Source organism: Herpetosiphon gulosus (assembly GCF_039545135.1).
In the GTDB taxonomy this organism is placed as follows: Bacteria; Chloroflexota; Chloroflexia; order Chloroflexales; family Herpetosiphonaceae; genus Herpetosiphon; species Herpetosiphon gulosus.
Map to the genome: position 1 here is coordinate 269,690 of NZ_BAABRU010000003.1, position 17,094 is coordinate 286,783.

A 17,094-nucleotide genomic window follows, 5' to 3' on the forward strand; every position below is an offset into this window, starting at 1 on the left:
ACGCAAGCCAACGGCCAGCCTAGCGCTGGCCGTTACTTTTTTAACGCTTGACAAACTGAGTATATACTGTATATACTGTATATATGAACATACACAGTGATTTAAGTATTTCACGCACTGATGGCCGCCCGATGTATCTGCAAATTATCGAGCAGATCAAACAGCGGATCGCGATTGGCGACTGGCCTGCAGGCAGTGAAATTCCCTCAATTCGTCAACTAGCAATCGATCTACGCATTAGCGTCATTACGGTCAAGCGAGCATATTTCGAGCTAGAACATGAGGGAATTATTGTGACTCAGCATGGCAAAGGCTCGTTTGTTGCCACTAATACCCAGCTTAGTCGCCAATTATGGGAGGATGAATTGAATTCGTATCTTGAGCAAGTAGCTCGTTTAGCAGCATTGTTGGGCTTATCCAACGAACAATTAATCCACCGTTTACAAGCTTCAACAGCTCAACAACAACAGGAGCTTTTATGAATACGCATGCCGTCGAGCTACACCAGGTTGGTAAACGCTATAAATATTTCAGCTTAAATGATATTTCGTTGAGCCTACCAACTGGCAGCATCACTGGATTTATTGGGGTCAATGGCGCAGGCAAATCAACCACGATTCGCATTTTATTAGGCCTCGTCCATCAAGATCATGGTTCGGTGCAGGTATTAGGCCAAACCATGCCGGAACAACAAGTGCTAGCCAAACGCGAGATTGGCTATGTTTCCGAGGATATGCGCTTGTATCCCAAGGCTAGTTTGGCTTGGCATATGCAATTTATTCAATCGATTTATCCAAATTGGGATCAAGCCTATGCTGAGCAATTGCTCAAACGTTTCGACCTGCGTGCTGAACAGAAAATCAAAGGTTTATCGCATGGTCAGCGGGTCAAAGCGACCTTGTTATTAGCCTTAGCACGTCGGCCCAAATTACTAATTCTCGACGAACCGACAACTGGACTTGATCCAGTGGCACGCCAAGAAGTGCTCACGGCATTGATCGAAGTGCTGGCGGATGAAGATCGCACAATCTTATTTTCATCGCACAACACGCTTGATGTTGAGCAAATTTCGGATCAGGTGGTGTTTATCGATCAAGGCTCAATTATCGAAGCACGTTCAAAAGAAGATTTGCTTGATGCTTGGCGACGCTTGCGGGTGCGCGTTGCAGCAGATCAAACGGTTGCCCAATTGCCGAATGTATTACAACACCAAGGCCATGGTCAACTCCAAACAATTATTACCAATCGTTATAGCCCTGAATTGCAGCAAACCTATCAACAAGCAGGTCTAGAAATTCAGGCAGTCGAATTATTAACCCTTGAAGAAATTTTTGTTGCTTCGATTCAAGCACGGCGCGAAGGAAAAAATCTATGAATTCGATGATCAACCATTTAGTGCGTAAAGATTGGCAAATTAATCGCACGATGATGTCAATTTACATCAGCGCCATGCTGATTGCGCTGGCATTGTTACTTGCCGATGACAACAGCTTTATCTTTGGAATTGGGGTAATTCTGATTCTGACGGTATTAATGATTTTGGGAATTCATCTAACAACCAGCAATGTCATTAGCGAACACAGCCAAAAAACCTTGCCGTTTATTATGAGTTTGCCAGTTTCGGGCCTTCAATATGCTTTGGCCAAAATTATGGCCAATCTATCGATGTTTTTGCTACCTTGGCTGCTGGCATTAGTTGGCAGTTGGCTGATTATTCTCAGCCGTGATAGCCTGCCCAATGGTTTAGTCGTAATAACAACATTGGCCTTGATCGAAATTTTGCTGAGCTATTGTTTAATTATGATGATGGGACTTGTGACTGGCTCGCAGCATGGAGCAATTGGAGCTATGGCTCTCGCAAATTTAGGCTTTCAAGGGTTTTTGTGGGGAATTCTGCAAATTCCAGCAATTGCCCAACATCGCGATAGCAACAGCCTAGCTTGGAATAGCACCGAACTAAGCATTTTGGCAATCCAACTAGCGGTTATCGTAGGTTTATTAGGCATCACGCTCGTCGTGCAACAACGCAAAACCAACTTTATTTAGCAAACAGCGCTAGCCAAGTAGCTAGCGCAACCACTATTTAATGATAACGCTCAATTGTGGCATAGGCCACGCCACTTTGTAAATTGCCACGCACAATCAAATCATTCAGATTCACGCCCAAGCCAACCAAGGTTTGGGCAACTTCTGGGCGAATACCAGTTAAAATAACCTGACCACCAAGCAAACGCACCGATTGAGCAGCTTGAATCAGCACATGGGCCACTTGGGTATCCACAATTGGCACTCCAGTAATATCCAAAATTGCAAAGCGGGCCGTCATGTGGCTAATACCATGCAATAAAGTTTCCATCATCTGCTGCGCTCGCCGCGTATCGACCGCCCCAATTAGCGGCATAATCACCACACTATCGGTAATTGGAATTAATGGAGTTGAAATATCGGCCAAGGCTTCCTGTTGGCTATTAATAATCGCCTGCTGCTCGAGCATATGGCGTTGGGCTTCAAGCACCTGCTTTTGCTCGGTAATATCGGCAACCTTGATACACAAAATATCGTTGGTAAGCGGAATCGCTGAAAGCTGAGCAATCCGAACCCCAATATCTGGCACTTTGACCGTTAATTCATTCAAATGCACCAACTCACCTGAATCAAGGGCATGCTGATAGCGTTCAAAAACCATTGGCGGCACATCGGGAAAAATATCTTTAATCAGCTTGCCAACGTGCAAACGCATATCAATTGGAGCATTAGGCATCAAGCCATTGGTAAAAATTAAACGCAGCGAGGTCGGATCATCCGGATCTTCTCGTTGTAACAAATCGATGCCAATTGGTAATCGTTTGACCAGATTTTCAAATAACTCGGCTTGGCGTTGGGCGTGGGCTAATTGGGCCTGTAATTCGGCAATTTGGGCCTGGAGTGCGGCGGAATCTGATGCTGAATTGCTCATGTCAACGCTCCAAGGTTGATACAAAGGAGTTCAACGATCACGACGATGCAGCGAGTAAAGGTCTGCCAACAGCGAAATCATTCAGATATACAGGTTATTGTATGTCAAACTAGACCTTAAGCATAGCATGATTTTGCCAAAAATCAGCGATAATGCAGCAATTAGCAATTGTACTATGGCTGAACCATCAACCACAGTCGGCTTCAAATGGGAGTGTTGGCATGAAACGGGGAATTCTCTACGCTGCCGGGGCTTATGCATGTTGGGGATTTTTCCCGCTCTACTGGAAGTTGCTGCGTAGCGTTCCAGCGTTGGAAATTTTGGCGCATCGCATGGCATGGTCGTTGGTGTTTGTGGGTTTGTTGGTGGTTGTGCGTGGCCAAATGGGCCAATTTTTGCAGGTTTTGCGCAATCGTCGCACAGTTTTAATCTATGCGACCAGCGCTTTTTTGCTCGGCATCAACTGGTATGTCTACATCTGGGCGGTCAATGCCAACCATGTGGTCGAAAGTAGCCTTGGTTATTTTATCAATCCTTTGGTCAACGTCGCGCTGGGCATGTTGTTTTTGGGCGAACGAGTGCGGCGCTGGCAGGCCATGGCGATCGGTTTGGCCACCATCGGCGTGGTCTATCTCACGGTAGCACTGGGTGTGTTGCCATGGATTGCCCTAGCCTTGGCATTTACCTTTGGCTTTTATGGCCTAATTCGCAAAACTGCGGCGTTGGATTCGCTGCAAGGGCTTGCGTTGGAGACCGTGGTCTTTTTTGGGCCAGCAGCGGGCTATTTGCTCTGGCTCGAAACCCAAGGCAAAGCCGCTTTTGCGCATCAATCGTGGACAGTCAGCTTAATCTTGGCAGGTGCAGGGATTGTAACGGCGATTCCATTGTTGATGTTTGCAGCCGGAGCACGCCAAATTCCCATGACCACCTTGGGCTTATTGCAATATATCAACCCAACCATGCAATTTAGCCTTGGTGTGTTGCTCTATCATGAGCCAATTTCAGGCACAAAATTGATTGGTTTTGCAATTATTTGGCTTGCCTTAGCATTGTACAGCTTCGAAAGCTATCTCAATCGTGGTCAAACGGCAAAAACGTAGGGTTAATCGGAAATCCCACACCCCAGCGCCCGCCGCTATAGCAGAGAATTCAGGGGTGTGGGAACATACAGTTTAGTTAGTTTGGGCGCGATATTGGTTGCTGCGCACATATTGATTAAAGGTCTCAAATTCGGCCAAATACATCTTGCGCAACAAGCCAGGTGATAAAAAGCGCTCGATCAAACCCATCAGGCCAGGTTTTGGCTCAGATCGAGTATGTAAGGTTAGCTTCGAGCGCTGTTCACCATCGGGCGTAACCGTAAACGTGGTGATAATCCCCAAATCATAATCAGTTTCGACCAACACGCTGCCGGGGCTTGGCTCAGTCACGTGCATGCGCATGGTTTGCTTACGGCCAAACGCTTCAGTTTCAGTAACAAAAATCGTGCCCTTGCCAATGCCACCTTGCTCGACCTTCAGGCTTTTGAAATATTGCTTAGGCACAATATGTGGATGCCCATCGCGATAATCGGCAATAATTTGATAAACCAGTTCGGCGGGGGCTTCGATCTCCCCGGTAATTTCAAAGATAATTGGTTTCATAGCGCTTAGCTCCTCACTAAAATACTTAACCATTAAAGGCTACTATCGATCAAAAATCAAACAGACCTAATCCCGACGAAGCAGGAGCTTGATCTGTGACATGTCAATTAATGCGTTATTCTAGGCCGAATTATGGTACGATACTAGCTACTATAGTCTAAAATTAACTTGTGTGCAGCCGCACAAAGGAGTTGCGATGCAAATTATCCAAGCGAGCTTGGATGAACTTGAGCGACTTGTGCCATTATTTGATGGCTACCGCCAATTTTATCGTCAAGCAAGCGATCTTGCTGCCGCCCGCACTTTTTTACACGATCGGCTGAGCAATAACGAATCGATCATCTTTTTGGCGCAAACTCCTAAGGCTGGTTTAGGCTTCTGCCAACTCTACCCTAGTTTTTCATCGGTTTCAATGCAACGTTTATGGATTTTAAACGATCTGTTTGTGGCAGAGCATGCCCGTGGTCAAGGTGTGGCTTCAGGCTTGCTCAATGTTGCCCGCGATTGGGCTGTTAGCACCAAGAGCAAAGGCCTCGTATTAGAAACTGAAGCGAGCAACATAACCGCCCAACGGCTCTACGAGCAGCATGGCTGGCAACGTGATCTGGCCGAGTACTATTACTTTCTCAACGTTTAAATGTTATTCAATCGTTTACTGACTAGCCAAAAACTCAAAGTGGCTATGGTACAATAGCCCCATTGACTCGCAACGATGCGGGTCAATCCTCATTGCGGAGGATTTGAACTCACCATGGTAGAAAAGTCTATGCCAACGATTGATGACATTTATGCCGCAGCCCATGTTTTAGGCTCGATTATCACCCAAACGCCGCTCTTGCCAGCCGAACAACTGAGCCAAGAGCTTGGTGGCCAAATTATTTACAAAGCCGAAAATACCCAACGTGCTGGCTCGTTCAAAGTTCGTGGAGCATATACCAAAATCAACTCGCTCTCCGATGAAGAAAAAGCTCGTGGCGTAATTACCCATTCGGCAGGCAACCATGCCCAAGGCGTGGCCTTAGCCGCTCAATTGAATGGCATTAAAGCTACCGTCGTGATGCCTGAGTTTGCTCCCTTGGCCAAAATTACGTCGGCCCAACGCATGGGTGCAGAGGTGATTTTGCATGGGGCTTCGTTTGATGATGCTGGGTCGTATGCCCGCGAACTCCAAGCTCAAACTGGCGCAACCTATGTTCATGCCTTCGATGATCCCTTTACAATTGCTGGACAAGGCACGCTCGGCTTAGAAATTGCCGATCAATTGCCCGACCAAGGCGGCACGGTGGTTGTGCCAATCGGTGGTGGCGGAATGATGGCAGGGATTGCCCTGGCCTTGCGTTCGCTCCGCCCCAATGTGCGCTTGATCGGAGTGCAGGCGGCAGGCTGCCCTTCGATGATCGCCTCGCAACAAGCAGGCAAGCCGATTGCCGTGCCGCATGCCGCCACCATCTGTGATGGGATTGCAGTCAAACGACCAGGCGAATTGACCTTGCCGATTATCAATCAGTTGGTTGATGATATTGTCACGGTTGACGATGATGCGGCGGCACGGGCGCTCGTGCATATCTTGCAATATAGCCGCATGGTGGTTGAGGGAGCAGGAGCAGTTGGCGTGGCCGCCTTGCTTGAAGGGGCAATTCGTTTGCGTCCCAATGAGCCAACCTTGGTGGTGCTCAGCGGTGGCAATATCGATGGCAACTTCCTTGCGCGGATTATTGAACAAGTTTTGGTCAAACAAGGTCGCTATTTACGCGTTCGGACCAGTGTCCCTGATCGTCCGGGAAATCTCGCTCCCTTAGTTAATGCCATTGCCCAAGCTGGCGCGAATGTCATCGATATTAGCCATCGGCGGGCAGTTTGGCAACTCCCCCTCGATCGGGTGGGAATTGAGATGATTCTCGAAGTGCGCGATGAAGCGCATGGCCAATCTATCATTGACATGTTGGAAACACACGGCTATCACATCGAGCGTTTTGGCCAGCGTGTGTGGCCTGTGTAATCGATGGTTCATGCGACTGCTCGCATGAACTATCTACGGTAGGGCTTATGCCAATTCGAATGATTGCAACCGATATTGACCTTACCCTGCTTGATGATCGCGGCCAATTGCCCCCGACCAATATCGAGGCGTTGGCCTTAGCTGCTCGTCAAGGGATTCGCGTGGTTTTAGCCACTGCCCGCCGTCGTGAAGCTGCTCAAGAAGTTGCTCAGCGTTTACATATTCCAACTGCGCTGGTTTGCCATAATGGTGCCCGCGTTTGGGATGAACGTGGGCGCGAAATTGCCCATCACACCATCGATTTGGAGTTGGCGCAACGTATCGCAGCTATGGCCGATAAGCGTAGCTTGCCAATTGTTTTTACGATTGATGAAACCAATTTTGTCACGGCCCAAGCCAGCAATTTGGTTGGCTCACGCACAGTCTGCACACCTGTGTCATCATTAGAATTGATTGTGCGGCTTGCTCCCACCCGCATTCTGTGCCATGGCGAGTTGGCAACCCGTGCAGTTGAAGAGATTTTGGGGCGTAATTCGCAATTAAAGCAATTTCGCTATTTGCGCAGCACTGGCGAAGTGTACTCAGCAGTTATTTCCCATGCCGAGGCCACCAAAGAACGCGCCTTGGAACATCTCTGTCAGGCGTGGAACATTCAGCAAAGTGAGGTGCTAGCAATTGGCGATGCTGATGCTGATGTGGGAATGTTGCGCTGGGCCGGAGTTGGGGTTTCATTAACTGGCAGTATGCAACAAGCGATCGAAGCTGCCGATTGGGTTGCACCTTCGGCGCGTTTCGGCGGAGTCGCCGTCGCAGTGCATCGCTATGTCTTACAACATCAAAATGTCCGTTCCTAGGGTAAGGATGTATGCAAAAGCTATTAATTGGTTCAAATAATGCCCATAAAGTCGGTGAACTACGGGCAATTTTCAGTGGCTTGCCATTTGAGTTGCTAACGTTGGCCGATGCAGGCATTGATTACGAAGTTGAGGAAACTGGCACAACCTTTGTTGAAAATGCCCGTTTGAAGGCCGAAACCTATGCCCAAATCAGTGGTTTGCCAACCTTAGCCGACGATTCAGGGCTGGAAGTAGCAGCACTCGATGGCAAACCTGGCATCTACACTGCCCGCTGGGCTTTGCCCGACCCAACTAATCCGCATCGGGCTTATGCTCGGGTGCTGGAAGAACTCAAAGGTAAACCATTTCATGATCGGATTGCCCGCTTCGTCTGTGTAATTGCGATTGCATGGCCCGGCCAGCCAGCTGAGGTAGTTGAGGGAATTTTACCTGGGGTAATTGCCGAGCAACCGCGTGGAGTCGGCGGCTTTGGCTATGACCCGGTATTTTACCTTTTGGATTATGACAAGCATCTGGCTGAACTTGATCCTGAGGAAAAAAACCGCATCAGCCATCGTGGACAAGCTTGCGCTCTTGCACGTGAAGTCTTGGATCGCTTGGCAAAGTAGGAATCATAAGAGGTCAAGGATCAGTTGTCAGGGGTCAGGATTTAGTCCATCTATTGGCTCCTGACCCTCGTCCCTGAATCCTTGACCGCTAATTTTCAAATTGGCTATTGGCTTGGGGCTATCGCAACTTTTTCTGCTATGCCCAATAACACCCCTAACCCGAATCTCTAACCTGAGCCCTGACCTCTGACCCCTAAAAACAACTACTGCGATTTAACTGCCGACCAAACATCAGAAAATGCCGTGGCATTTTGGCCTTTGCGCAGCCAGTCAAGGCGTTTGCGATCTTCAGCGCTGGGCTTGATCTTGGGATACACAGCCTTGAGATCATCGCCGATCAATGGTTCGCCCTTGACATTGGGAGTTAAAGCACCAGTAAAATCAGCTACTTTGGCGGCAATTTCTGGCCGATTCATAAAATCAATGAACACTTCGGCAGTATATTGATTGGGCGTGCCAGCCACAATCGCCATAGTATCTTGCCAAATCACGCCGCCCTCTTGCGGAATCACCCACTCGATGTTTTCATTATCGATCATGGCCAAACCAGTGTAATTATTCCACGATTGGGCCAAAACCACTTCGCCCGAAGCCAAATCTTGATAGACATTATCGCTGTTATATTTGGCTAATAACGGTTTTTGTTCAATCAACACCTTTTTGGCAGCTTCGAGATCTGCCGCATCGCTGGAGTTGCGATCTTTGCCCAAGAACAGCATGGCTGCGCCAATCACTTCGCGCTCGTCGTTGAGCATGCTCACGCGACCTTTGTAGGCGCTCAATTGGGCTGGGTCAAACAAAATCGACCAGCTAGTTGGGGCAGGCGAAACTGCGGTTTTATCGTAGGCAATCCCCGTGGTTCCCCACAAGTATGGCACTGAAAATTCATTGTTTGGGTCGTAATACAAACCCATATTGGCTGGGTCGATATTGGCAATGTTGGGAATATTCGCCAAATCAATTTTGGCCAAATAATTGCCCTCGGCCAATAATGCCACCATATAATCTGAAGGTTGAATCAAATCGTAGCCCGAATTGCCAGCCCGAATTTTGGCAGCCATTTCTTCGTTCGATGAATAGGTATCAACCGTAACTTTGACCCCAAATTCGCTCTCAAATAGTTGTGGCACATCTTCGGGAACATACTCGCCCCAAGCATAGATCCGCAGCGTTTCGCTTAACTTACTGCGATCAACCGAGCCAATATTCGAGCCAGTGGCCGTACCAGCAGGCGCAGTTGTCGGAACAGCAGTTGAGCTAGCTTCGCCACAGGCTACCAACAAACTCAATACCATGAGCACCAGCCCAAAGCGACGTAGTTTCATCAATCAAACTCCTTAAACACACAAATATCAATAATTAGGCTTGGCGACGGCGTTGCATCCACAACGAAGCCACAACCAAGGTTGTCGAGGCCAGTAACATCAAGCTTGAGATTGCATTAATCTCAGGCGAAATTGATTTTTTGATCCGCCCATAGACTTCAGTCGTCAAGGTGTTAACTCCTGGGCCACGGGTAAAAAAGGTTACCACAAAATCATCAAGCGAGAGCGTAAACGAAAGCAACGCCCCGCCCAAAACCCCAGGCCCAATCAAAGGAAACTTGATGCGCCAAAAGGTTTGCCATGGCGTTGCGCCCAAATCGGCGGCAGCTTCTTCCAAGCGCCGATCAAAATTGGCCAAACTTGTGCCAACCACCACCGTCACAAACGAAATATTGAAGGCCACATGCGAGATAATTACTGTCCACAAACCCATGGCTAAGTTCAAGCCGATCAAGGCTTGAAATTGACGGAAGGCCAAGGTAAAGAACCCTAAAAGCGAGACAGCCATCACCACATCGGGAATAATCACTGGCAGATAGAGCGCTGTATCAAAGGTTTTGCGGCCCCACCAACCACGTTTTTCCAGCGCTAAGGCGGCCAAGGTGCCAATGGTGGTCGCAATCAAGGTCGATGAGCCAGCAATCTTAAGGCTTGTCCAGAGTGCATCACCCAACCGAGCATCAGCAAACAATTCGTTATACCATTGCAGCGTAAAGCCTTGCCATTGTGCTCCAACTTTGGCCGCATTGAACGAAAACAACACCAGCACAATAATCGGCACATACAAGAAGGTGTAGACGAAAATCGCATTCAGCGTTAGCGCCCATGTACCCCAAGGCATGTGCCGTTTGGCCACTGGGCGCGAACGCCCGTGCTGGGTTTCGATGCGCTTATCAGCCAGGATTTTCGCCATCATCTACCTCCCGTGTAGCTTTGAAATAGAGCAAGATTGCGCCCAAGAGTAACAGCATAAAAATCATCGAAATTGCTGAGCCATAAGCCCAATTCGAGGCTGAACCAAATTGTAAACTCAGGGTATTGCCAACCATATTCACACTTGTACCGCCCAAAATATCTGAGACGGCGAACGTACCAACGGTCGGCACAAACACCAAAATTGAGCCAGCCGTAATGCCTGGCAAGGTTTGGGGCAAGAGCACACGCCAAAATGTTTGAAATCGCCCAGCGCCTAAATCACGGGCTGCCTCAAGTTGCACCCAATCGAAGCGTTCAAGCGCTGCATATAAGGGCAAAATCATATACGGCAATTCGCCATAGATTAGCGCCATAATCACCGCACTTGGGCTATTGATAATTTGCAACGGACCTAGATCAAATTGACCTAAAAAGCGATTGAGCACGCCATTATTGCCAAGCAACACTTTCCAGGCGTAAATCCGCACCAGAAAGTTAGTCCAAAAGGGAATCATGACTGCAAGCACCAACACACCGCGAATTTTGGGGCTGCGGGTTGCCATAAAAAAGGCCAAGGGATAACTGACCACCAAGGTGATCGCGGTTACTACCAGCGCAATCCAGGTCGAAAGCCAGAGCGTGCGCCAAAACGCGCCATCAGCGAACAGCTTTTGATAATTCGCCAGCGACCAATTCCAGAGCACTGTGCCATCGTCGGCACGGCCTTGAAATGAATAAATTAAAATGAGCACCAAGGGAGCCAAAAAGAAGAAGCCCAGCCAAATCAGGGCAGGCGAGGCTTGCAACCAGGCACGACGTTGCTCAGTTCGCGCATTATACATAGTTCCCCCATGGATGTTGTTTGGCTTGCCCAAACCAACAAACCTGAGCAGAGTGCGATTAATTAACGTTCGAGAATGAGGCTATTTTGAGTGGCCCATGTCACATACACAGGGTCGCCAGCGGTATAATATTGATTTGGATCAAGCGTCGAAACCGTGTTGGCTTCCCAGACATCAAACGGCGAACCATCAGGCAAACGCACAATAATCCGCGTATCAGAACCAATATAGGCGACGCGCTCAACAATTGCAGCAAATACATTTGTACCTTGGGGCTGTTGACCTTCCACCAATCGGACTTTCTCAGGCCGGACGGCTAGCACTGCATGATCACCAGCGGCAACCGGAAACATGCCAGTACCCACAACCCGCACACCACCATCAGTCTCCAAGGTTACCGCACCGTTTTCAACCGCCAGCACCGTACCATCAATAAAATTGCATTCACCAATAAAATCGGCGACAAAGCGTGTTTTGGGGCGTTCATAAATTTCGGTGGGCTGACCAACTTGCAGCACCTTGCCCAATTCCATCACCGCAATTCGGTCACTCATGGTCAGAGCTTCTTCTTGATCGTGGGTGACAAAGATAAAGGTAATGCCTAAGCGCTGCTGAATGCTTTTGAGTTCCAATTGCATTTCTTTGCGCAGCTTCAGATCAAGCGCAGCCAGTGGTTCATCGAGCAACAAAACTTCTGGTTCGTTAATCAAGGCCCGGGCTAAAGCTACCCGTTGCTGCTGGCCACCAGAAAGTTGTTTGGGGCGACGATCACCAAATGTGCCAAGTTGCACCATATCCAAGGCTTGCTTCACCCGCGTGGCAATATCGGCCTTGTTGATGTTTTTCATGTGCAAGCCAAAGGCTACATTTTCTGCCACCGACATATGGGGAAATAGCGCATAACTCTGAAAAACAGTATTGACATCACGGCGATTGGCGGGGGTTTCACCCATCAACACGCCTTCAATATAAATGTCGCCACTGCTGGGGTTTTCAAAGCCAGCGATCATGCGAAGTAGTGTGGTTTTACCACAGCCAGAGGGGCCAAGCAGCGAAAAAAATTCACCGTCCGCGATCTTTAACGAAATATCACGAACGGCTACGCTGCCGCGAAATTCTTTGGTTACGTGGTCGAGTTCCACCGCCCAAGTGGGTGTGTTCATTGCAGTGCCTGCCTCCTTAGTGCGCGAACCAACCCGCCTGAATCATGCATAATGCATACCATTTGGATGCTGAATTATACACTGTTTTTATACTATTCTAGATGTAGGGTAGCTTGACCCAAATCGACGGTTTACTCGGCAACACGATTAACAATCTGCCAAAAATGTTGCTCAAAATAGGCACGATCAACGCCAATACACACATCAACCAAGGCTCCATCAGCAGCTTCGACCAAACGTCCTTGTTCAGCACCCGCCGTTTCGACCACCTTCAAGCGCATTGGTTGATATTGGACTAACTCAGGATGGACTGCCACAAACGCCGCTAGTGGGTCCCAAAAATAGAGACCACGATTGATCTTCTGAATCCGTTGAAGCACTCGTTTAATATGCGCAGCAATCGCAGTCTTGGGAGTTGGTTCGAGCAATTCAAAAAAGCTGCTTCCAACGGGCACGCTATTGGTCACATCCAACGGAACCAAGGTGATTGGCAGGCCCGATTCCAATACAAGCTGTGTGGCATAAGGGTCGATGTAGATATTCCATTCAGCTGTCAAATTATTTGTGCGAATAATGCTATTGATATTGCCAGCCACATGCACCGCTCCACCCATAATCACCAAACGCTTGATCCGCGCGGCAATTGTGGGGTGGAGTTGCAACAACTCACCAATATTGGTCAAAGGGCCGATGCAAAGCAAGGTAATTGGCTGCTCGCTACCTAATAATTGTTGTAGCAGCAGATCAAGTGCGGATAGCGTTTGGGATTGTTGCACTTTAGGCACGGGCAGCAATAAGCCCACATCCATGGCCCAACGCAAATACCAAGGAAAGCGGTTATTGCCACGTAGTGGCCGCTTGCGACCTGCCCCAATCGGCACAGCCGCATGCTCAGCCAAGCATAACAAGCCATGAGCACGCTTGATGGCAGGATTAGCATGAGCCTCGCCTGTCGCCGCAACCGTGATCGCCAATAAATCAATCGCTGGATGACGTGCCACATAGCCTAAGGCCAACCAATCATCAATTGCTAAATCGCTATCAACAATTAATCGTAATCCCACAGCTATGCCTCCTAATTAGGCCAATAATTATCGTAGCGATTATTTTTTACCAATTAACTGTAATAGTCTATGATATTAATAAACTCGCAGCGACCTTACCCTCAACCCTTCTCCCACAGAGCGGGTAAATTGGCTAAGGGTAAGGAAGCACAGGATCAACTAATCGCTCGATGATCGATGTGCTTTAGTTTTATGCCTTACAATTGCACCTCAAGCGTGTGCGCCAAGCCATCGTCAGCAAAACTCACGGTCGTCGCGCCGTCGGCGTAGACCCATTCGATTGCATTCGTATCAAACAAGACTGCTTTGGGCGGCAACGAATGCAGATTGACCACGATTGTGCGCGGGGCAGGTTGCCAAGCACCTTGGCGGGCGGCAATCGTCAACCTAATTGCTTGCTCAGTTTCAACACAGCCAAACGTTGTGGTCGCTGCTTGGCCTTTTTCATAATCAAATGAAATGCCATCGTCCTCGTAGAGCGTCCATTCGCTTGTGCCGCTGGGATAGACATCGAGCGTCAGAGGATCAAGCGAAGCTTCGCTGGTATAGTTGAGGACTGGGCCGAGGGTCAAAATCGCCCCGCCCCGTACATAGAGCGGCAAACGTTCAAGCGGCGCATGCACCAAAATATGCTGCGAACCCTTGATCCGCTCGCCAGTCCACCAATCGTACCACTCGCCAGCTGGCAAATAAACCGAGCGATATTCAGCCCCAGGCCGGACAATCGGCGCAAGCATTAATTGCGAGCCACACAACACCTGATCATGTAAGCTGTGAGTGGTCGGATCAGTCGCAAATTCATACACCAATGGCCGAATAATTGGCGCACCTGTGGTTGAAGCCTGATAAAACAAGGTATACAAATAGGGCAATAAACGATAGCGCAAACTGAGGTAGGCCCGCGCGATTGCTTCAGTACGTTCGCCAAAGGCCCACGGCTCAGCCGGACGAGTACCCGAACAAGAGTGGCCACGACAGAACGGCAAAAATGCCCCAACTTGAACCCAACGCGCCCATAATTCTGGCGAAGCATTGCCAAAAAATCCACCAATATCCACGCCAACAAACGGTATTCCCGAAAGCCCCAAGTTAGCAATTTGCGGCAACATCATTTCTAAATGTTCCCACAACGCCGAATTATCGCCAGTCCACAAGGTTGCCCAACGCGACAGGCCAGCAAAGCCTGAGCGAGTTAATACAAATGGCCGCTCATTGGGGCGCAATTGCCGTAAGCCTTCATAGGTGGCACGCGCCATCAACAAACCATACAAATTATGCACTTCGGCGTGAGTTGTAGGCTCATCGGCAGATCCTTGCGGTGCATTCAGGTCGATCGTGCCACCATTGCCACCACCTTCGCTAAAAGGTCGATCAAACACGGTTGGTTCGTTCATATCATCCCAAATGCCGCGTACTCCAGCATCGATCAAGATCTTATGTAAATTTCCCCACCATTCGCGCACATCAGCACGGGTAAAATCGGCAAATGCGCTATCATCAGGCCAAACATAGCCACTGAATAACGTCCCATCGGCTCGTTTGATAAAATAATCGTTGGCAATTCCTTCGGCAAATACTGCATAATTTGGGTCAGTTTTGACCCCAGGATCGATAATTGTTACGATATTGAAGCCATCGCGAGCCAAATTTTGCAACAATTGAACTGGCTGTGCAAAATGTTCAGGATGCCAGGTAAAAACCCGATAGCCATCCATATAATCAATATCAAAATGAATTGCATCGCACGGGATATTGCGGGCGCGTAATTCATCAGCAATTGCCTGCATTGTAATGCTTGAATCGTAACCCCAGCGACTTTGATGATAACCAAGCGCCCAATAGGCAGGTAAGGGCATTGCCCCTAATAATTCGCGCCAAGTAGCCGTAATTTCGGCGGGTGTTGTGCCTAAAACCACATAATAATCGAGATCTGGGCCTTGCGTTTTTAAGCTCAACAAAGCAGCATCAGTCGCCCCAACATCAATACTTGAGCGAAATGATGTATTGAAAAACACGCCATAACATAGATTAGGCTGCAAGCCCATAAAAACTGGCATTGTCGCATACATATTATCAACGCGTGGGCTATGGTGCGGTTCAGGATCAAGTGTCCAATTTAAAAAATGCTGACCTGTTTTTTCAAGCCAGCCAGTGCGTTCACCAAAACCATAAAAATGCTCAGAATTATAAATTTGCTTACTAACAACCCATCCATCGGCATTGTAGTTTGCCGCTGTAACATCACTAAAAAATGGCTGCTGATCTAGATTGGTAAATGTAATTCGACCATCAGCATGTGCAACATTTACCTTGAGCTTTGTCGTCTCAATGCTGGTTGAATCTGAATTTCCGGAAACCGACCATGCAAATGCTTCCCACGCATCATCAGCGCGATTAACCGCCCATGAACGCCGTGCTAATGGCGCATCATTGCTAATACAAACCCGAATTAGCTGTTCGCTACAGATGCTGATGCGAATTTGCTGATTTGCCCGTTTAAACAGACAACTACGTGCATCACGTTGATCAAGTGTAAACATTGATGAATGTTCCATCACAATTCCTCCAAAATTGGCCAAATTGAAACAAAAAAACTTGACACAAAGCAGAAATCTATATACGATAAGGCTATACAGAGCAAGAATATTGAGAATGGCGTGTCGTCACAAGCATAGTATCATTTTCGGAGGCTAAAACCATGGCAGAATTTACACTCTGGTCACCAGAAGAAATGCAAGAACGGGCAAAACCAAAGCGTGCCGTTCAGCGCGAAACCCGCGAACGCATTATTGCCGAGTATACCAATTATTTCCAAAACGCTAAAGCTGGTTTTGGTGGTCAAGTGGTATTAGGCGATGAAGAAGACAAACGCAAATTGCGGGCACTTGTGCGCGAAGCCGCTAGTCGTAGCAACCTTGTATTACGCTTCCGCCCAATCAAAGATAAAAACCGGATTGAATTTTTGGTGATCGACCCACAAAGCCAACCAGCCCGTAAAACTGGTGCTCGCCGTGGTCGCCCCAAAAAGAAAAGCTAAATAGATTAAAAAAGGATGTGGCATACACCACATCCTTTTTTTGGATTTAAAAAACCCCTATGGATTAATCCACAGGGGCATTTAATTATTCAGCAGCAGTTTCAGCAGCTGGAGCTTCTTCAGCTTGTGGGTAACCCAAGGTCAAAATCAAGGTTTCAACATCATCGAGAATTTCCACGGTAGCTGGCAAGCTCAAATCTTTAACCAAGATTTGTTGGCCAATTTCGGTCAAGCTGCTTGCATCAATATCAATTTGATGTGGCACATCGCCTGGCAAAGCCCGCACCCGAATCACTGATTGAACCAAATTCAACACAGCATTGCCACGGCTCACCATATCGTTTTCACCTTGCAAAGCAACATGAATATCCAATTCGACTGGTGCATTAGCATCAACAACCCGCAAATCGGCATGGATAATCCGATTGCTGACTGAGTTACGTTGGACTTCCAACAAGAAGGCAACTTGGCGTTTTTGGCCAGGGATGCTCAACTCGATCAAGCCGCTATAACCAGCTTGGTTGATCACTTTGTTAAATTCACGTTCGTCAACTTGGGCTGAGTAGGGTTCGATCCCACGGCCACAAATACCGATTGGCAAAATACCTTGGTCGCGCAAGCTTTGAACCTTTTTGCCGGTAATTTCACGCGGCTGGAGTGCCAACCGTAGAGTTTCGTTCGCCAT

General features: G+C 48.2%; 18 protein-coding genes. 9 read left to right on the top strand and 9 right to left on the bottom strand.

Translation table 11 applies throughout. From position 1 onward, the window contains the following. The first annotated feature begins 83 nt into the window (after positions 1-83). Genes ABEB26_RS05140 through ABEB26_RS05150 form a run of 3 tightly spaced genes read left to right on the top strand, consistent with a single transcriptional unit; the run spans position 84 to position 2,046 of the window. Positions 84-482 (top strand): GntR family transcriptional regulator, encoded by a 399-nt coding sequence (locus ABEB26_RS05140; protein ID WP_345720894.1) that lies wholly within the window; start codon positions 84-86, stop codon positions 480-482. Then, positions 479-1,375, top strand: coding sequence for an ABC transporter ATP-binding protein (locus tag ABEB26_RS05145; protein ID WP_345720895.1), 897 nt, complete (start codon positions 479-481; stop codon positions 1,373-1,375). The genes ABEB26_RS05140 and ABEB26_RS05145 overlap by 4 nt, the downstream gene beginning before the upstream one ends. Beyond that, positions 1,372-2,046 (top strand): ABC transporter permease, encoded by a 675-nt coding sequence (locus tag ABEB26_RS05150; protein ID WP_345720896.1) that lies wholly within the window; start codon positions 1,372-1,374, stop codon positions 2,044-2,046. Before ABEB26_RS05145 ends, ABEB26_RS05150 begins: the two co-directional genes overlap by 4 nt. A 37-nt stretch (positions 2,047-2,083) precedes the next feature. On the opposite strand, the gene ABEB26_RS05155 is transcribed toward ABEB26_RS05150, so the two are convergent. Beyond that, on the bottom strand, positions 2,084-2,956 hold the full coding sequence (locus ABEB26_RS05155; RefSeq protein ID WP_345720897.1) for an STAS domain-containing protein: 873 nt from the start codon (positions 2,954-2,956) through the stop codon (positions 2,084-2,086). Between the two features lie 221 nt (positions 2,957-3,177). On the opposite strand from ABEB26_RS05155, the gene rarD reads away from it, so the two are divergent. Continuing rightward, positions 3,178-4,056, top strand: coding sequence for an EamA family transporter RarD (gene rarD, locus ABEB26_RS05160; RefSeq protein ID WP_345720898.1), 879 nt, complete (start codon positions 3,178-3,180; stop codon positions 4,054-4,056). Positions 4,057-4,128: 72 nt separating this feature from the next. Here the strand turns inward: rarD and ABEB26_RS05165 are convergent, their stop codons facing one another. After that, positions 4,129-4,599 (bottom strand): SRPBCC family protein, encoded by a 471-nt coding sequence (locus ABEB26_RS05165; protein WP_345720899.1) that lies wholly within the window; start codon positions 4,597-4,599, stop codon positions 4,129-4,131. A gap of 196 nt (positions 4,600-4,795) precedes the next feature. Between ABEB26_RS05165 and ABEB26_RS05170 the strand changes: the two genes are divergently transcribed. From ABEB26_RS05170 to rdgB, 4 genes are all read left to right on the top strand, one after another. Next, complete coding sequence (locus tag ABEB26_RS05170; protein ID WP_345720900.1) at positions 4,796-5,236, top strand: GNAT family N-acetyltransferase; 441 nt, start codon at positions 4,796-4,798, stop codon at positions 5,234-5,236. Positions 5,237-5,365: 129 nt separating this feature from the next. Further along, positions 5,366-6,598: a threonine ammonia-lyase gene (ilvA, locus tag ABEB26_RS05175; RefSeq protein WP_345720901.1), complete on the top strand. Its 1,233-nt coding sequence runs from the start codon at positions 5,366-5,368 to the stop codon at positions 6,596-6,598. A gap of 47 nt (positions 6,599-6,645) precedes the next feature. Continuing rightward, entirely contained in the window at positions 6,646-7,452 is an 807-nt protein-coding gene (locus tag ABEB26_RS05180; RefSeq protein WP_345720902.1) for an HAD family hydrolase, read from the top strand. 11 nt (positions 7,453-7,463) lie between these two features. Next, on the top strand, positions 7,464-8,063 hold the full coding sequence (rdgB, locus tag ABEB26_RS05185; protein WP_345720903.1) for an RdgB/HAM1 family non-canonical purine NTP pyrophosphatase: 600 nt from the start codon (positions 7,464-7,466) through the stop codon (positions 8,061-8,063). Between the two features lie 203 nt (positions 8,064-8,266). Here rdgB and ABEB26_RS05190 read toward each other — a convergent pair whose 3' ends face one another. The 6 genes from ABEB26_RS05190 to ABEB26_RS05215 form a co-directional block, all read right to left on the bottom strand. Further along, entirely contained in the window at positions 8,267-9,388 is a 1,122-nt protein-coding gene (locus ABEB26_RS05190; protein ID WP_345720904.1) for a polyamine ABC transporter substrate-binding protein, read from the bottom strand. Positions 9,389-9,422: 34 nt separating this feature from the next. Beyond that, positions 9,423-10,304, bottom strand: coding sequence for an ABC transporter permease (locus tag ABEB26_RS05195; protein ID WP_345720905.1), 882 nt, complete (start codon positions 10,302-10,304; stop codon positions 9,423-9,425). After that, positions 10,282-11,145 carry an ABC transporter permease gene (locus ABEB26_RS05200; RefSeq protein WP_345720906.1) on the bottom strand — a complete coding sequence of 288 codons (864 nt, stop codon included), beginning with the start codon at positions 11,143-11,145 and terminating at the stop codon, positions 10,282-10,284. The genes ABEB26_RS05195 and ABEB26_RS05200 overlap by 23 nt, the downstream gene beginning before the upstream one ends. 62 nt (positions 11,146-11,207) lie before the next feature. Next, positions 11,208-12,308 carry an ABC transporter ATP-binding protein gene (locus ABEB26_RS05205; protein WP_345720907.1) on the bottom strand — a complete coding sequence of 367 codons (1,101 nt, stop codon included), beginning with the start codon at positions 12,306-12,308 and terminating at the stop codon, positions 11,208-11,210. A gap of 131 nt (positions 12,309-12,439) precedes the next feature. Continuing rightward, positions 12,440-13,372 (bottom strand): nucleoside hydrolase, encoded by a 933-nt coding sequence (locus tag ABEB26_RS05210; protein WP_345720909.1) that lies wholly within the window; start codon positions 13,370-13,372, stop codon positions 12,440-12,442. 197 nt (positions 13,373-13,569) lie between these two features. Further along, complete coding sequence (locus ABEB26_RS05215) at positions 13,570-15,927, bottom strand: TIM-barrel domain-containing protein (RefSeq protein ID WP_345720910.1); 2,358 nt, start codon at positions 15,925-15,927, stop codon at positions 13,570-13,572. A 143-nt stretch (positions 15,928-16,070) separates the two neighbouring features. Between ABEB26_RS05215 and ABEB26_RS05220 the strand changes: the two genes are divergently transcribed. Continuing rightward, positions 16,071-16,409, top strand: a complete 339-nt coding sequence (locus ABEB26_RS05220; RefSeq protein ID WP_345720911.1) for a hypothetical protein — start codon at positions 16,071-16,073, stop codon at positions 16,407-16,409. Positions 16,410-16,494: 85 nt separating this feature from the next. Here the strand turns inward: ABEB26_RS05220 and ABEB26_RS05225 are convergent, their stop codons facing one another. After that, entirely contained in the window at positions 16,495-17,094 is a 600-nt protein-coding gene (locus ABEB26_RS05225) for a 50S ribosomal protein L25 (protein ID WP_345720912.1), read from the bottom strand.

Excerpts from the sequence above, each read along its gene's own strand:
- ilvA (WP_345720901.1), top strand. The coding sequence starts at position 5,366 with ATGCCAACGATTGATGACATTTATGCCGCAGCCCATGTTTTAGGCTCG.
- ABEB26_RS05170 (WP_345720900.1), top strand. The coding sequence starts at position 4,796 with ATGCAAATTATCCAAGCGAGCTTGGATGAACTTGAGCGACTTGTGCCA.
- ABEB26_RS05145 (WP_345720895.1), top strand. The coding sequence starts at position 479 with ATGAATACGCATGCCGTCGAGCTACACCAGGTTGGTAAACGCTATAAA.
- ABEB26_RS05155 (WP_345720897.1), bottom strand. The coding sequence starts at position 2,956 with ATGAGCAATTCAGCATCAGATTCCGCCGCACTCCAGGCCCAAATTGCC.
- ABEB26_RS05150 (WP_345720896.1), top strand. The coding sequence starts at position 1,372 with ATGAATTCGATGATCAACCATTTAGTGCGTAAAGATTGGCAAATTAAT.
- ABEB26_RS05165 (WP_345720899.1), bottom strand. The coding sequence starts at position 4,599 with ATGAAACCAATTATCTTTGAAATTACCGGGGAGATCGAAGCCCCCGCC.
- ABEB26_RS05200 (WP_345720906.1), bottom strand. The coding sequence starts at position 11,145 with ATGTATAATGCGCGAACTGAGCAACGTCGTGCCTGGTTGCAAGCCTCG.
- ABEB26_RS05180 (WP_345720902.1), top strand. The coding sequence starts at position 6,646 with ATGCCAATTCGAATGATTGCAACCGATATTGACCTTACCCTGCTTGAT.
- ABEB26_RS05225 (WP_345720912.1), bottom strand. The coding sequence starts at position 17,094 with ATGGCGAACGAAACTCTACGGTTGGCACTCCAGCCGCGTGAAATTACC.
- ABEB26_RS05205 (WP_345720907.1), bottom strand. The coding sequence starts at position 12,308 with ATGAACACACCCACTTGGGCGGTGGAACTCGACCACGTAACCAAAGAA.
- ABEB26_RS05190 (WP_345720904.1), bottom strand. The coding sequence starts at position 9,388 with ATGAAACTACGTCGCTTTGGGCTGGTGCTCATGGTATTGAGTTTGTTG.
- ABEB26_RS05140 (WP_345720894.1), top strand. The coding sequence starts at position 84 with ATGAACATACACAGTGATTTAAGTATTTCACGCACTGATGGCCGCCCG.
- ABEB26_RS05195 (WP_345720905.1), bottom strand. The coding sequence starts at position 10,304 with ATGATGGCGAAAATCCTGGCTGATAAGCGCATCGAAACCCAGCACGGG.
- ABEB26_RS05215 (WP_345720910.1), bottom strand. The coding sequence starts at position 15,927 with ATGGAACATTCATCAATGTTTACACTTGATCAACGTGATGCACGTAGT.
- rarD (WP_345720898.1), top strand. The coding sequence starts at position 3,178 with ATGAAACGGGGAATTCTCTACGCTGCCGGGGCTTATGCATGTTGGGGA.
- rdgB (WP_345720903.1), top strand. The coding sequence starts at position 7,464 with ATGCAAAAGCTATTAATTGGTTCAAATAATGCCCATAAAGTCGGTGAA.
- ABEB26_RS05220 (WP_345720911.1), top strand. The coding sequence starts at position 16,071 with ATGGCAGAATTTACACTCTGGTCACCAGAAGAAATGCAAGAACGGGCA.